This window comes from Nocardia sp. NBC_00511, assembly GCF_045161165.1.
Classification (GTDB): domain Bacteria; phylum Actinomycetota; class Actinomycetes; order Mycobacteriales; family Mycobacteriaceae; genus Nocardia.
The window spans coordinates 1,546,470-1,560,193 of record NZ_CP107849.1; the positions used below are offsets into that span (position 1 = coordinate 1,546,470).

15 protein-coding genes and 1 pseudogene are annotated in these 13,724 nt (G+C 68.3%); 6 read left to right on the forward strand and 10 right to left on the reverse strand.

All coding sequences use genetic code 11. The features are described from left to right. Window positions 1–33: 33 nt before the first annotated feature. Window positions 34–468, reverse strand: a complete 435-nt coding sequence (locus tag OG300_RS07445) for a prepilin peptidase (protein WP_405493497.1) — start codon at window positions 466–468, stop codon at window positions 34–36. Window positions 469–618: 150 nt separating this feature from the next. On the opposite strand from OG300_RS07445, the gene OG300_RS07450 reads away from it, so the two are divergent. Genes OG300_RS07450 through nusB form a run of 3 tightly spaced genes read left to right on the forward strand, consistent with a single transcriptional unit; the run spans window position 619 to window position 2,873 of the window. Beyond that, complete coding sequence (locus OG300_RS07450) at window positions 619–1,743, forward strand: M24 family metallopeptidase (protein ID WP_405493499.1); 1,125 nt, start codon at window positions 619–621, stop codon at window positions 1,741–1,743. Between the two features lie 36 nt (window positions 1,744–1,779). Continuing rightward, a complete protein-coding gene (gene efp / locus OG300_RS07455) occupies window positions 1,780–2,343 on the forward strand; it encodes an elongation factor P (protein WP_405493501.1) in 564 nt (187 codons plus the stop codon). A 20-nt stretch (window positions 2,344–2,363) separates the two neighbouring features. Then, entirely contained in the window at window positions 2,364–2,873 is a 510-nt protein-coding gene (gene nusB, locus OG300_RS07460; protein WP_405493503.1) for a transcription antitermination factor NusB, read from the forward strand. A gap of 71 nt (window positions 2,874–2,944) precedes the next feature. On the opposite strand, the gene OG300_RS07465 is transcribed toward nusB, so the two are convergent. Together OG300_RS07465 and OG300_RS07470 are read right to left on the reverse strand one after the other, a co-directional pair. After that, window positions 2,945–3,391, reverse strand: coding sequence for a DoxX family protein (locus OG300_RS07465; protein ID WP_405493505.1), 447 nt, complete (start codon window positions 3,389–3,391; stop codon window positions 2,945–2,947). A gap of 78 nt (window positions 3,392–3,469) precedes the next feature. Continuing rightward, complete coding sequence (locus OG300_RS07470; RefSeq protein ID WP_405493507.1) at window positions 3,470–4,447, reverse strand: zinc-binding alcohol dehydrogenase family protein; 978 nt, start codon at window positions 4,445–4,447, stop codon at window positions 3,470–3,472. Window positions 4,448–4,532: 85 nt separating this feature from the next. On the opposite strand from OG300_RS07470, the gene OG300_RS07475 reads away from it, so the two are divergent. Further along, window positions 4,533–5,117, forward strand: coding sequence for a TetR/AcrR family transcriptional regulator (locus tag OG300_RS07475; protein ID WP_405493509.1), 585 nt, complete (start codon window positions 4,533–4,535; stop codon window positions 5,115–5,117). Window position 5,118: 1 nt separating this feature from the next. Here the strand turns inward: OG300_RS07475 and OG300_RS07480 are convergent, their stop codons facing one another. The 4 genes from OG300_RS07480 to OG300_RS07495 are packed head-to-tail and all read right to left on the reverse strand — an operon-like array spanning window position 5,119 to window position 9,058. Further along, entirely contained in the window at window positions 5,119–5,745 is a 627-nt protein-coding gene (locus OG300_RS07480; RefSeq protein ID WP_405493511.1) for an NUDIX hydrolase, read from the reverse strand. 10 nt (window positions 5,746–5,755) lie between these two features. Continuing rightward, window positions 5,756–7,009, reverse strand: coding sequence for an adenylosuccinate synthetase (locus tag OG300_RS07485; RefSeq protein WP_405493513.1), 1,254 nt, complete (start codon window positions 7,007–7,009; stop codon window positions 5,756–5,758). 31 nt (window positions 7,010–7,040) lie between these two features. After that, on the reverse strand, window positions 7,041–8,021 hold the full coding sequence (locus OG300_RS07490) for a hypothetical protein (protein WP_405493515.1): 981 nt from the start codon (window positions 8,019–8,021) through the stop codon (window positions 7,041–7,043). 5 nt (window positions 8,022–8,026) lie between these two features. Beyond that, a complete protein-coding gene (locus tag OG300_RS07495; RefSeq protein WP_405493517.1) occupies window positions 8,027–9,058 on the reverse strand; it encodes a hypothetical protein in 1,032 nt (343 codons plus the stop codon). Window positions 9,059–9,218: 160 nt separating this feature from the next. Between OG300_RS07495 and OG300_RS07500 the strand changes: the two genes are divergently transcribed. Both OG300_RS07500 and OG300_RS07505 read left to right on the forward strand, forming a co-directional pair. Beyond that, on the forward strand, window positions 9,219–9,782 hold the full coding sequence (locus OG300_RS07500) for a DUF4334 domain-containing protein (RefSeq protein WP_405493519.1): 564 nt from the start codon (window positions 9,219–9,221) through the stop codon (window positions 9,780–9,782). 82 nt (window positions 9,783–9,864) lie between these two features. Continuing rightward, window positions 9,865–11,096: pseudogene (locus tag OG300_RS07505) on the forward strand (FAD-dependent oxidoreductase). Between the two features lie 66 nt (window positions 11,097–11,162). Here OG300_RS07505 and OG300_RS07510 read toward each other — a convergent pair. The 3 genes from OG300_RS07510 to OG300_RS07520 form a co-directional block, all read right to left on the reverse strand. After that, window positions 11,163–11,789, reverse strand: a complete 627-nt coding sequence (locus tag OG300_RS07510) for an alpha-ketoglutarate-dependent dioxygenase AlkB (RefSeq protein ID WP_405493521.1) — start codon at window positions 11,787–11,789, stop codon at window positions 11,163–11,165. 80 nt (window positions 11,790–11,869) lie between these two features. After that, window positions 11,870–12,754: an alpha/beta fold hydrolase gene (locus tag OG300_RS07515; RefSeq protein ID WP_405493523.1), complete on the reverse strand. Its 885-nt coding sequence runs from the start codon at window positions 12,752–12,754 to the stop codon at window positions 11,870–11,872. A 30-nt stretch (window positions 12,755–12,784) separates the two neighbouring features. Further along, window positions 12,785–13,681, reverse strand: a complete 897-nt coding sequence (locus tag OG300_RS07520; RefSeq protein ID WP_405493524.1) for an alpha/beta fold hydrolase — start codon at window positions 13,679–13,681, stop codon at window positions 12,785–12,787. Window positions 13,682–13,724 lie beyond the last annotated feature (43 nt).

A 13,724-nucleotide genomic window follows, 5' to 3' on the forward strand; every position in this document is an offset into this window, starting at 1 on the left:
TGCCCGGACACGTGGTCCGCCTGCCCGGCCTCCTCACCGCGTTGCGAGCAACGCGACGAGGCTCGCCACACACATCGCGGGCCCGTGCGGGAGGGTCTTGCGACCCGGCGTCACACGTGCCAGAACAGTGCCCAGTCCGGCTGTCGCGGTGAGCAAGGGAGCGGTGAGCGCCGCGGTGGTCCAGGCCTCCGGCCCCGCCAGCGCGGTCGATGCCCCTAGACCGAGCGCGAGTTTCACGTCGCCCGCGCCCAGGGCATTCGGATTGCCCAGGTGCACCGTCAGATACGGCGCGGCGAGCAGCAAACCTCCGGTCACCGCGGTGGCGGATTCATCGCGGCTGATGGCGTAGATCAGGACGGCGACGGCACCGGTGAGGGTGAGGGCGTTGGGTAGCCGCCGCTCGCGCAGGTCGAACCAGCTCAGAGCGGCGCACCAGGCGGTCAGCAGGAGAGTCGGGAGCAGGGGCATGGTTCGACTGTCTCGCGGGCGGGGCGGGCGTGGGGCGGGGAATCGCGAATTGTGGATAACCGCTTCGTATGTGAACAGGGCCTGTTCCATGACCTGGCGATTCTCGTGTTGCGTGTCGGTGTTGCGGCGTGTCGGTTGTAGCGTGGATCCATGTCTGCTGATCACGATCCGGTCCCGCGGCCCAACTACGCGCTGCGCCGGGCCTCTCTGCGGGACCTGCTGGTGGAGAACCGCATCGACGCTCTGCTGGTGACGGATCTGATCAATATCCGCTACCTGACCGGCTTCACCGGTTCCAATGCCGCGCTGCTGGTCTACGCCTGGGATTCCAGCGAGCACCGCACCATCATCTCCACCGACGGCCGCTACATCACCCAGGTCGGTGAGCAGGTCCCGGATCTGCGCGCGGAGATCAACCGGGCCTGTGCCCGCCGGGTGGTGGAGATCGCGGGCGAATGGCAGACCGGGCGAGTCGGTTTCGAGAGCCACGTCGTCACCGTCGAACAGCATCGCGGCCTGGACGCGCTGTCCACCGGTCTGGAGCTGGTCCCGGTGTCGGGGCTGGTGGAGCAGCTGCGCATGGTCAAGGACGCCTACGAGGTGGCCCAGTTGCGCGCCGCCTGCGATGCCGCCGACGCCGCCCTGGCCACCCTGCTCGAGCGCGGCGGTCTGCGCCCGGGTCGCACCGAACGCCAGGTGGGCCGGGAGTTGGAGTTTCTGATGTTCGAGCACGGCGCGGAGGCGGTCTCCTTCGAGACCATCGTCGCCGCGGGCGCGAATTCGGCTGTCCCGCATCATCGTCCGACCGAGGCGGTGCTGGCCACCGGTGATTTCGTGAAGCTGGACTTCGGTGCGACGGTCGGCGGCTACCACTCGGATATGACTCGGACCTTCGTGCTCGGTCAGCCCGCGGACTGGCAGCGCGAGGTCTACGACCTGGTCCACGCCGCGCAGCGGGCGGGCCGCGAAGCGCTGGCCCCGGGCGTGTCGACCAAGGCGGTGGACGCGGCGTCGCGTTCGGTGATCGAAGCGGCCGGTCACGGCGAGCTGTTCGTGCACGGGCTGGGACACGGTGTCGGCCTGCAGATCCACGAAGCGCCCGGAATCGCCAAAACCGGCACGGGTACACTCCTGGATGGCGTGGCGGTGACCGTCGAGCCAGGTGTGTACTTCCCCGGCCGCGGTGGCGTCCGGATCGAGGACACGCTCGTGGTTCGCAAGGGGGGCCCGGAACTGCTCACCCGCACCAGCAAAGACCTGACCGTCGTCGACTGACGCGCGGTCGCACCGACTATAGGAGATCCGAGGACAGTGGCGGACACCAGCGACTTCAAGAACGGCCTCGTGCTGAAGATCGACAACAATCTCCAGCAGATTGTCGAGTTCCAGCATGTGAAGCCGGGTAAGGGTCCCGCCTTCGTGCGCACCAAGCTCAAGAACGTGGTCTCGGGCAAGGTCGTCGACAAGACCTTCAACGCCGGCGTCAAGGTGGAGACCGCGACCGTCGACCGTCGCGACATGACGTACCTCTACCACGATGGTGAGGACTACATCTTCATGGACGGCGACACCTACGACCAGATCCACCTGAGCGAGGAGCTGCTGGGCCGCAACTCCGGCTTCCTGCTGGAGAACATGGCCGTGCAGATCGCGATGCACGAGGGCGCGGCGCTGTTCGTCGAGCTCCCCGTCGCCATCGACGTGGTCGTCACCCACACCGAGCCGGGCCTGCAGGGCGACCGCTCCTCGGCCGGCACCAAGCCCGCCACCGTGGAGACCGGCGCCGAGGTGCAGGTCCCGCTGTTCATCAACCAGGGTGACAAGCTGCGCATCGACACCCGCGACGGCAGCTACATCAGCCGCGTGAACTCCTGACGCGACGGATAATGTCTTCCGTGGCCGATCAGTCGGACAAGAAATTCAAGAAGCTGGGTGCGCGGCACAAGGCGCGTCGGCGCGCGGTGGACCTGCTCTTCGAGGCGGAAGCCCGCGATGTCGATCCCGCGGATCTGCTGTCGGAACGTGTCTCACTGTCGGTGCGTGACGATTCGATCGCCCCGGTGAACCCGTACACCCGTGTCCTGGTCGAAGGCGTCGCCGACGATCTGGATCGGGTGGACGGCACCATCGAGTCCTACCTGCAGGATTGGACGCTGTCGCGGTTGCCCGCCGTGGACCGCGCCATTCTGCGGGTGGCGGTGTGGGAGTTGTTCCACGCCAACGATGTTCCCCCGGTGGTGGCGGTGGACGAGGCGGTGGAATTGGCCAAGGAGCTGTCCACCGACGATTCGCCGTCGTTCATCAACGGTGTGCTCGGCCAGGTGGTGCAGGTGGCTCCGCAGGTGCGTTCGGCCGCGAACGCGACCCGCTCGACCGCCCCGGCTCCGGCCGACGACGACAAGTAATCCGAAAGACGCAGTTCGAAAGACGCAGGGTGCGCACCGCTTTGGGGTTGCGCGCCCCGCGTCCGTTCGATTCAGCGCCCGGCGCGTTTACCGAGCAGCCGGTGCAGTGGGGGACCGAGGGCGAGTGCGCCCGGTCCGATCACCGCGATCAGGAAGAACGACCAGCAGAACAGCACGGCTGTCTCGCCGCCGTTCTTGATCGGCAGAATCCCGTGCTGCAGGTGGACGGTGAGGAAGGCGTAAGCCATTGCGCCCGAACACAACAGCGCCGCGATCCGGGTGCCGATGCCGAGGGTTACGAAGGCCCCGGCGATGAGTTCGATGGCTCCGGCCCACCAGTGCGGCCAGCTCAGAAATGCCGCGTGATGGCTGCCGTAGGGCGCCACCGGGATGCCGTACAGCTCCGACAATCCGTGCAGGGTGAAGCTGAATCCGACGAGGATCCGGAACAGCCCCAGTACCACCGCGGCCGGGCTGCGGCCGGTGAGCGCGGTGTCTTCAGACAGTAGGACCTGCATTTCCGTAACCTCCGAGTTGGTCCTTTCCCCATTCCACGAGGGGACCGCTCCGGCGGTTCATATGGTCGTGCGCCCAGGTCAAGCCTGTTTCGGTCGCAATACGATGGTGCCCTTGGCGACCCGATCGGCGAGCAACCGGTGGGCGTGCGCGGCTTGATCGAGGGGGAGTACCCGGTCGACGAGCGGGGTGATCGACCCGGCTGCCGCGCGGTCGAGTGCCTCCCCGCGTGCCGCCGCCACCCCGGCCAGCCACTGCGGTCCCGAGCAGCCGGTGAGGGTGAGGCCGCGCATGATCAGGTCCATGGCCGACACCTGGGCGGGTGCACCGGACAGCCAGCCGTAGCTGAGCATCCGCCCGCGCAGCGGCGTCATGAGATCCAGCAGGGCGGAGGCTGATTCGCCGCCGATCGAGTCGAACACCACGTCGACCGTTGCGCCGCCGAGGGTTTCGCGCAGCCGCTGCGGCCATTGCGGATCGTGGTGGTCGATCACCTCGTCCGCCCCGAATCCCCGGGCCTGCTCGGCCTTTTCGGAGCCACCCGCCGTCCCGATCACCCGGGCCGCCCCGAATTCCTTGGCCAGCTGGGTGAGTACGGACCCGATGCCGGTGGCCGCGGCCTCGATGACCACGGTCTCGGTGCCGGTGAGCGCGGCGGTGCGCAGCAGCGGAAGCGCCACCGAGCCGCTCATGGTGACGGCGGCGGCCTGCTGGGCGGTGAGCCCGCCGGGCACCGGGACCAGGGATTGCACCGGGGCGCAGACCTGTTCGGCGTAGGTGCCGAAGCTGCTGCTCTCCAACGAGACTCGGCGCCCGATCCACCCGGTGTCCACGCCCGCACCGATTTCGGAGACGATGCCGACGGCCTGGACGCCGAACACGATCGGCAGTTCGATCGGGAGCGGGAAGGCGCCGGATCGGATCATGGTCTCCGGGTACAGCACCGGAATCGCCTCGGTGCGGACGAGCACTTCACCGGCTCCCGGCCGGGGCGTCGGGACCTCGCCCGGGACCAGGACGTCGGGCGCGCCGGTGGCGGTCAATAGGATTGCTTGCATCGCACAACCTCATAACTTGACTGACGGTCAACTTGCCTTCGCCAAGATATTGACCGTCGGTCAAGTTGTCAACGAAAGTGGTGGCATGGACCGGCCCAAGGAACGCGCCGACGCATCCCGCAATCGGGAGGCAATCCTGCTGGCCGCCCGCGCGATCTTCCTCGAGGAAGGCGCCGAGGCGGCCACCATGGAACGCATCGCGGCCGCCGCCGGAGTCGCCAAGGGCACGGTCTTCCACCGCTTCGGCTCCCGCGCGGGACTGCTGCACGAGCTCGTCGCGGAGGGCGCGATCACGCTCATGGCGGCGGTCGAGAGCGGACCACCCCCGCTGGGCCCCGGCGCTCCGGCGGCCGAACGCCTACTGGCCTTCTTCGACGCCTTCACCCGCCTGGTCGGCGACGACATCGAAATCTCGGTCGCCTACCAGGCAATTCCTCGGCACCCCAGAAGCGAAGAGTTCCATATCTTCTGGGCCACCCACATCGCGACCCTCCTGCACGAGGTCCGCCCCGACCTCGACGCCCCCGTTGTCGGCGGCCTCCTACTGGCCCCCCTGGGCAGCGAACTCGTGCCCCACATGATTCGCAGCGGGGAGTACGACCGCCTCCTCGCCGCGGTCCGCCAACTCGTCGAATCAGTACTGCGCCAACCGGATCGGCGTGCCCCGTAGGTCAGGCGGTGAATGCCCACATGGCGGCCGGGCGCCCGGTGGCCTTGACCCTGATGCGTTCGCCGGTGCGCTCGAGGCCGGGGAAGGCGGCGAGGGTGCGGTTGAGGTTGCCCGGGTCGGGCTTCGCGCCGGTGAGGGCGGCGGTGAGGGTGACCGCGCGGGTGGCGGTGAACTGGTCGCCGGTGAGGGCGCGGGTGAATGTGGGGTCTTTCCAGAGCAATTCGGCCAGGTGGGTGCGGGTGGTGGTGAGGATGGTGTTGTGGTCGAAGGCCAGGGGCGGCATGTCGTCGAAGGGCAGCCAGGTGGCGATGTCCGCACTGTGGTCGGTGACGATGGCCCACATGGCGATGGAGAGGGTGGGGCCGCGAGGGTCGCGGTTGGGTTCGTCGAAGGTGGCGATCTGCCCGACGGCGAGGATGGCGTCCTCGGGGACACCGAGTTTGGTGTGCACGGCCCGGCGGGCGGCGTCGGCGAGGCGTTCGCCGCGGTGCAGCAGGACGCCGGGCAGGGCCAGGGCGTCTTCGAACGGCGGCCATTGCCGGGGCGCGATGCCGACGCCGACGGTGGGGTCGTCGGCGCCGTAGCGCAGGGTGATCACGTCGATGGATACCGCGGATTGTTGCTCCACAAGTGGACAATCATGCCTTAGCAGGGACGCGGATCGTGCGATCGGTCCGGTCCGGGCCGTGTGCGGTGAGCACCACCGGCGTGCCGAGTGCCGTCTCCAGGTAGCCGGGGACGTCGGCGGGCAGGTCGGTGAGTGCGGGTACCGCGCCGGTGAGCAGGTCGGTGAGGTGCTGCTGGTGATCGAGGTCTTTCCACTCGCCGCAGTCGAGCCGGTCCACGCAGCCGTCGGCGGTGAGATAGCCGGTGGCGGTGCGGATGTCGCCGAGCGTGTCGAGGTGGTTGACGACCAACCCGTCGATCCCGCCGCAGGCCTGTACCGCGTAGCGCAGCAGGATCGGGTCGAGGTGCCCGCGTCGGAACCCGCCCTGGTATTCACCGGTTCCGTTGTGTGGCTCGGGAATCGAGAGCGCGGGATCCTCGGTGGGGAAGGGGCCGGCGCCGTGGCGGGTCAGGTAGGCGCGGGTCACGCCGAGCACATAACCGGGTGCGCCGATCCGGTCGAGCATGGCGCGGGCATTGCGCGGTTCGACGGTCGACCAGGTGGTGTGCGGGTGCAGCCCACGCCATTCGTCGAGCAGCACCCCCTGTGCGCCTTCGAAGATGAGGCGTCCGGCGCGCGCGAAGGCCGCGAGTTGATCGCCGGGCAGGATCCGCACCGCCCGCGCGAATTCGGTGTACATCTCGACCAGCGCGTCGATCGAGTCGTAGCCGTGCCGTCCGCCCGCCAGCACCGGACCGTAGTGCTCGGCCAGCGCGATCAGCTTGCGGCGCAGCACATCCGGCCGCAGGCAGTCGGCGACCCGGGGTGCGTCGTGTTCGAGTGCGTAACTGGCGGTCTCACCGATTCCGATGCCGCACGAACCGTGCCGGGCGGTACCCCTCGTATCCTCCCGGCAACGGTTGGCGGCTCCGTGAATGGGTGTGGTGAGCAGTGCGCGCTCGTCCACGTAGAGCAGCGACAGCGGGTCGGCGACCCCGAGCGCGCTCAGCGCCCGGGCTTCCGCGGCCAGCGCGATGGGTTCGACGAGCATGTGCCGCGACAGCAGGGTCGGAACCCCCGACAGGGTGCCGGACCCGAACTGCCGGAAGGTGTGGTGGCGTCCACCGGCGATCACATTGTGGGCGGCCTGCGCCCCGCCGTTGAACCGCACCACCGCGGCCACGTCGAGCCCGGCCTGCGGCGAGCACAGCCAGTCGACGGTCGCGCCCTTACCGGCGTCGCCGAAGCCCAGATCCACCACGATCACATGCCGGTCGCCGAACATGATGTGTCCCTTCGTTTTCGAGTGCTGCTGATCAGAGGTCGACGTCGTCGTCGCCGGTGCTGGCCACGGGCAGCCTGCCGGTGCTGCGGGTGCGCCGCGCGGCTCCGATCGGGGCGAGCGCCTTGCCGACCGCGTCGGCCTCACTGGTCGAGCCGATATCGCGCAGGTCGGCCAGTCCCGCACCGAGATCGATGCGGTCCTCGGCAATCCCGATGGTCAAAGCGATGAGTTCGCACACCGCCGCCGGGTCGTCGAGGCGTAGGAACCGCTCGCCCAGCAGCTGCTGCCAGTGCTCGGCGATCTCCGGATCCCGGTAGTAGCTGGACTGATTGGGCAGGATGTAGTGCACATTCCAGCGGTCCTCGACCTCCCGGTACACCGACTCGACGGTGATGTCGCTACGCACGTCGTCGCCGATGACCGACCGGATGTGCCGCGAGGACAGCCGCGGCTTGTTCAGCTCGTCGCCGACGATGAACAGGTAGCCCTTCTGCCCGCGCTTCTCCCACGCGTCGGTGACGGTGTGCCGCGCGATGAAATACGCTGCCAGCTCATAGCTTTCGGACTTCTGCCCGCCTCCGCCGCCCTCCAGCAGGATCAGGCGCAGCTGCTCGTCCATCCGGTTGTCGGATTCGAACTGCCCGACCTGCAACGGGACCCGATCGCTGTCGGCGTCGCCGATGGCCCCGAACAGGATCTGCGGATCGTCCGCGTAGCCCTTGCGCTGCAGCAGCCCGTGCAGTTTGCCCAGCTTCTCCTGCATGATGCGCGGCACCGACCCCATCGAGCCGGTGACGTCGAAGAGCACCGCGATGGGCAGCGAGTTGTCGTGGTCGGCCGAGTCGCGGCATTCCCGTGTCACGCCCTTGGGGTCGAGGCTGGCGTGCGCCTTCCACTGGTCGTAGGGGACCGCGCGCATATCGGAGGTGTAGCCGAAGTCGTCGAGGCCCTTGGCGGCCCGGAAGGTGCGTGCCGCGTCGTAGGCGCTGTCGTCCCATCGTCCGTAACCCATGGTGATCACTTACCTTTCGTGAGCTCGAAGGGCCGGAAGCGGCGCTTCCCGTAGAGCCGATCGAGGAGGTCGTCGAATTCGCCCAGCAGGTCGGCGGCGTCGGGCCGCAGCCTGGGGTCGGTTTGCAGGCATCCGGCGGCGAAGGCGCGCATGGCGTCCGTGTCGGAGTCGCGGGCGCGGTCGCCGAGCATGGTGAGCATGAGGCGGTGCGCCTGGTGGATGTCGGTGGCGGGGGAGACCGCGTCGCGGATCTCCGGTGGATAGTCGAGGGATTTCATGGTCGCGGCGGCCGGGTTGCCGGGTCGGGTCGCGAAAGACCAACCCACCAGCACGATTCCGTGCTGCCGCGGATGCACCAGGACATTGGCGGGGCTGATGGCGGTGTGCACCCAGCCCGCCAGGGCGGCCCCGGCCAGGCAGCGCAGCAGTCGCCGGTGCATCCAGGCGTAGTCGCGGGGATCGAGGCCGTCGGGGTAGGCGGCCCGAACCTCCTCGAAGGTCACGAACCCGTCGGTGAGCGCGCCGAGCACGTTCACGGTGCGGTGTTCGCCGGTGGCAGCGTCGATGTGGTCTACGGTGTCGACGAGTTCGGGAAAGTAGGGCCGCAGCCAGTCGTGCTCGGCGGCGACGGTCGCGATGTCCCGCAACGCGTTTCGCTCACCGGCGAGCAGCCGGTTGGCGGCCGGTCGGCGCGGGATCTTCACCACGTGGTCGGTGCCGCTGCGGAAGACGTCGGTGATGGAGCCGCGGGCGTGCAGGGTGCCGACCGGGTATCGGCCGCGTGCCCCGGTGACCTCGAAGGCGGTGTCGTCGGTGTCGAGCCACCGCTGGTAGAGGTCGGCCAGCCGGGCGAAGGCCCCGGCCGCGACCGCGACGTCGCGGGTGCCCACCCGGTCGGGGTGGATGATCGCGGCGAGCTGGTGGTAGTAGCGGCGAGCCGCGTCGCGGGTGGCGGAATCGCTTGCGGCAGTGCCGAAAAGGTCCTCGGGCCGACGGGCCTTCTGGATGGTCTCTGCGGTGTCCTGCACTGTCGTCATTGTTTTAGGCTAGATGACTAAAACGTGGAGCGCCAGCGATTTCGGAAACTTTTTGTTGATCCGACAAAAAGCGCCGAACGGGCCCTCGGTGTCGTGCGTGGCCAGTCCTACGGGCTAGGGTGAGAGAGATTTGGTCGCACGCTCTCACTGAGGAGAACCCATGGTTGCCGCCGACTCGGCGACGGACGCCGCCGCCCGCCTCCGGGCCCTGATCGCCGCGGACGCCACCGCCGATCAGGCGTGGGAGCTGTTCGACAGCCTGCCCGCCGCCCGCGTCGAGGACGTCACCTCGGGCCGCTGGCGCGGAGCCGAGGTCGGCACCGGACATCCGTGGGACGGCATGCTGGCCGAAACCGGCTGGTACGGCAAGCAATTCGACAGCGCCGACGAGGTGCAGCCGCTGCTGTTCGCTGGCCCCGACGGGAAGATCTTCCCGGTCGACCCGCGCCGCGTCCCGCTGTTCCTGGCGGGAAAGGTGCCGGTGACCGCCCTGCGCCCGGTGCGGCAGTCGCTGGGCGCGCTGCGGCCGCTGCTGCGCACCGGCACCTCGCGGGCCCGGCTGCGGAACCTGGAATTCCGTGGAAAGTCCAGTGCCGCAATGATCTACGACCACCTGCCGATCATCGACATCTTCCGCCGCGTCGACGACGACACCCTGCTCGGCGTGATGGACAAGCGCGGTCTGCGCGAGCCGTACTTCTTCGTTCTCTACCGCGACCGCTGACCCGGCTCCCGGAAGCGACTGTCCCCGAGCCGGACCCGGCCTACCATCGAAGGTGACGGTGTGTCCGACTCGGGAGGTCCCGATGGAGCGTACGACCTGTCTCATCGCCGGGGGTGGTCCGGCGGGCATGTTCCTGGGGCTGATGCTGGCCCGTAGCGGCATCGAGGTCACCGTGCTGGAGAAACACGGTGACTTCCTGCGCGACTTCCGTGGCGACACCGTGCATCCCACCACCCTGGAGCTCATCGACGCGTTGGGCCTGCGCGAGGATTTCGCGAAACTGGCGCAGCGGCGGCTCAATACGGTGCAGATCCCGATCGGCGGCCGCATGGTGACGCTGGCGACCTTCGGTCACATTCCGGGACGGCACAAATACGTGGCCATGGTGCCGCAGTGGGATCTGCTGGATCTGCTGGCCCGCGCAGGTGACGTCGAACCCACGTTCCGGCTGCGAATGAACACCGAGGCCGTGGATCTGGTCCGGGAGGGCGCCCGGATCGCCGGTGTCCGCTGTCGCGCGAAAGACGGTGCGGAGAGCGAGATTCGGGCCGATCTGGTGGTGGCCTGCGACGGTCGCGCCTCGGTGTTGCGCGCGGCCGCCGGGCTGGGCGCGCACCACTGGGCCACCCCGTTCGACACCTGGTGGTTCCGCATAGCTCGGCGCAGCACCGATCCGGCCGGGCTGATCCCGGTGGTCAGCGCCAGCCGCGCGGCGGTCCTGTTCGATCGCGGCGACTACTGGCAGTGCGCCACCCTCATCGCCAAGGGCAGCGATCCGGCGTTGCGCACGTCCCGCCCGGTCAGCGACATCATGCGGGACATGGCCGTCGTGGTGCCGTGGCTGTCGGATCGCGTCGAGGCCGTGCCGAGTTGGGATGACGTGAAACTCCTCGACGTGAAGCTCGATCGCCTCGACGACTGGTACACCGACGGCCTGCTCTGCATCGGCGACGCCGCCCACGCCATGTCCCCGGTCGGCGGTGTCGGCATCAACCTGGCGGTGCAGGACGCCGTGGCCACCGCGAGAATCCTCGGCCCGAAACTGCTTTCGGGTTCCCTCACCACCGCTGACCTGGCGAAGGTGCAGCGTCGCCGCACGCTGCCCACCGCGGCCGTGCAGGGTATGCAGCGGCTGGCGCACGCCCGCGTCATCGCCCCCGCGGTCCGCGGCGACCTCGATATCTCGAACCTCCCGCAAACCCCACTGGCCCTGCGCGTCTTCCGCGCATCCCGATCCTGCGCAGCCTGCCACCGTTCCTGATCGCGCGTGGCGTCTATCCCGAACCGGTGCCGGATTTCGCCCGGCGCCCCTGAGGACTCTTGCGCTGTTCGTGTAACAGTGTGCGGCGCAAAGAGGTTCGCGTGGCGTCCGGACCCTCGTTACCGGACGCCGCGTGGACGGAACTGAATGCTGATGCGCGGCCCGACCGGTCGCCGCGTCTTGGGAATGGCGTGCTCCCAGGTGCGCTGACACGAGCCGCCCATCACGATGAGATCCCCGTGCCCGAGCGCGTAGCGCACGCTGGCTCCGCCGCCGCGCGGTCGCAGCAGTAGTGCCCGGGGTGCGCCGACGGACACGATCGCCACCATGGTGTCGTGGGTCGCGCCGCGCCCGATGGTGTCGCCGTGCCAGGCCACGCTGTCGTCGCCGTCGCGGTAGTAGCACAGCCCGGCCGTGCGGAACGGTTCCCCGAGTTCGTCGATGTAGTGCGCGCTCAACGTATTTCGCGCGTCGTCGAGGACCGGTTCGGGCAGTCGCCGTCCCTCCTCGTAGAAGCACAGCAGCCGGGGCACGTCCACCATCCGGTCGTACATGTTGCGGCGGTCGGCTCGCCACGGTACGTCGGTGACGAGCCGTTCGAACAGGGTGTCGGCCCCGCTGAGCCAGCCGGGCAGGACGTCCACCCAGGCGCCGTCGCCGAGCTCGGTGCGCCGGATTCGATCCAGCGCACCGACCTCGACCTCCCCGAACCCGTCGAGCAGCGATCCCTGCCATGGCGTTGACATGGCAGCGAACCTACCACGAAAGATCGAACATACGTTCGCACATTTCGGGGTTCGCGACGGTCAGGGCGAAAATCCGCCGGTCAGGCGGTGACGTGATCGTGCTTGTCGACGAAGGCGAGGAACCGGGGCAGCACCTGGTCGGGAATCGCCCACAGCATCTCGTGGCCTACGCCGGGATAGACCTCGATATCGGCCTTCGGGAACAGCTCGCGCGCCCGGGCCGAGGCCGCCCGCGCGTCATTGGCCACGGTCCGCGCGCCGAACAACACCATCAGCGGTGCGGTGACCTTCGCGAACTGATCCTCGGTGAGCAGTCGCGACCAGGGCAGCGTCATGCGGTATTTCAAGGCCGCCAACACCATTGCCCAGTGGTCCTCGTCGAGTTCGACGCCGGGAGTGAGCCAGTCCAGGAGTTTCGCCATGCGCGGGCGCGTCGGGTTGATACCCCCGGCCATGAATTTGAACAGCACCTTCCACTGCGGCTTGATGAACGACGCGGCATCCGGTTCGAGCATGGTCAGGCTGGCCAGCCGCTCGGAATAATGCGCGCCGCACACCAGCGACAGCCATGACCCGCCCGAATATCCGGCCAGGTGAACGCGTTTCGCGTCGAGGCCGTCGAACACCTCCACCAGCCACCGGGCGATATCGGCCTGGGTCCGGATCGGTGCGCGCTGCCTGCTGCGCCCGGCCCAGCCGAGCGGATCGATGGTGTACACAGTGTGGTCGCGCGAGAGCTCCTCGATGAACGGCATCCAGAACAGGCCGTTGCCCGGCATGCCGGGCAACATCACGATGGGGGTGCCCGCGGCGTCCCCGGATTTCTGGACTCGTGTTGTCCCGAACGAGGTTTCGACGTCGAGCTCGGTCACGGGTACGGGCCACTTCGTCGCGATGGCGTCGTAGGAGCTCAGGTAGTCGGCCTCGGCCTGTGCGTTCTTGAAGCGCCCGATCTTGTCTGCCATGTGGTTCTCCTCTTTCTTCCGTATGTCCGTCTAGTCGGCGAGCTGGAGCTCGGCCGGGTCGTGCTCGGACGCGAAACGCAGAATCCGTTGCAGCACAGCGGGTTTGTCGGGGCCCTGGAACAGCAGTCCGTGGGTCGCGCCCGGATAGGTCTCGATTTCGCAGTGTGGGATGTGCTGCTGTGCGCGCATGACCGCCCGCTCGGGATCGGTGACAACGGTCGCGGATCCGTGGATCAGCAGGACCGGTGCGGTGATCGCTTGCAGCTGTTCGTCTTTCAGAGCCTGTGGCCACGGGGTTCGCGTCCGGTAGCCGAGTGCGGCGCGTGAACAGGCGATCTCCTCGTCGACCACCACGCTGCCGGGCATCACCCACTCCGCGGCCTTGCGCATGTTCTGCTCCGACGGCGGAATCGCGTAGCTCAGCATCCGCAGCATGAGCTTCCAGGACGGCTTCAGGATCGCCGCACCGGGTTCGATCAGGATCAGTCCGGCCAGCCGCGACGAGCCGTCGACGCCCGCCATGCAGGCGCGCCACGCTCCGTCGGAATAGCCCATGACGTGCGCGTGCGGCAGTTCGAGTCCGGTCAGCACGTCGTCGAGCCAGCGTCCGTAGTCGTCCCCGGAGGTGATCGGCGCGGTCTGGGTGCTCAGTCCCGGCGCGCCGATGGTGTCGAGCGCGTAGACCGTCCGTTCGGCGGCCAGTCGCTCGATGATCGGATACCAGCACGCCCCGTTGCCGCCGAGCGGGTGGATCAGTACCAGCGGCGTGCCCTCGCCGCTACCGCACTTGCGGACATGGGTTGTCCCGTAAGAAGTTTCGATGTCGAACTCGGTGGACGGGATGGTCCACAATTTCGACAGTGACGCATAGGCCTGCATGTAGGCGTCCCGTGCCGCCTGGTTCTTCCATTCCCCGATCTTGGCCATTGCGCCTCCCCGTTCATCATCGTTGATGGTATGAACGTATCAC

Coding starts and splice junctions, on each gene's coding strand:
- OG300_RS07500 (WP_405493519.1), top strand. CDS start 9,219: ATGGTTGCCGCCGACTCGGCGACGGACGCCGCCGCCCGCCTCCGGGCC.
- OG300_RS07485 (WP_405493513.1), bottom strand. CDS start 7,009: ATGTTCGGCGACCGGCATGTGATCGTGGTGGATCTGGGCTTCGGCGAC.
- OG300_RS07510 (WP_405493521.1), bottom strand. CDS start 11,789: ATGTCAACGCCATGGCAGGGATCGCTGCTCGACGGGTTCGGGGAGGTC.
- OG300_RS07490 (WP_405493515.1), bottom strand. CDS start 8,021: ATGGGTTACGGACGATGGGACGACAGCGCCTACGACGCGGCACGCACC.
- OG300_RS07465 (WP_405493505.1), bottom strand. CDS start 3,391: ATGCAGGTCCTACTGTCTGAAGACACCGCGCTCACCGGCCGCAGCCCG.
- OG300_RS07495 (WP_405493517.1), bottom strand. CDS start 9,058: ATGACGACAGTGCAGGACACCGCAGAGACCATCCAGAAGGCCCGTCGG.
- OG300_RS07520 (WP_405493524.1), bottom strand. CDS start 13,681: ATGGCCAAGATCGGGGAATGGAAGAACCAGGCGGCACGGGACGCCTAC.
- OG300_RS07450 (WP_405493499.1), top strand. CDS start 619: ATGTCTGCTGATCACGATCCGGTCCCGCGGCCCAACTACGCGCTGCGC.
- OG300_RS07515 (WP_405493523.1), bottom strand. CDS start 12,754: ATGGCAGACAAGATCGGGCGCTTCAAGAACGCACAGGCCGAGGCCGAC.
- OG300_RS07445 (WP_405493497.1), bottom strand. CDS start 468: ATGCCCCTGCTCCCGACTCTCCTGCTGACCGCCTGGTGCGCCGCTCTG.
- OG300_RS07475 (WP_405493509.1), top strand. CDS start 4,533: ATGGACCGGCCCAAGGAACGCGCCGACGCATCCCGCAATCGGGAGGCA.
- OG300_RS07470 (WP_405493507.1), bottom strand. CDS start 4,447: ATGCAAGCAATCCTATTGACCGCCACCGGCGCGCCCGACGTCCTGGTC.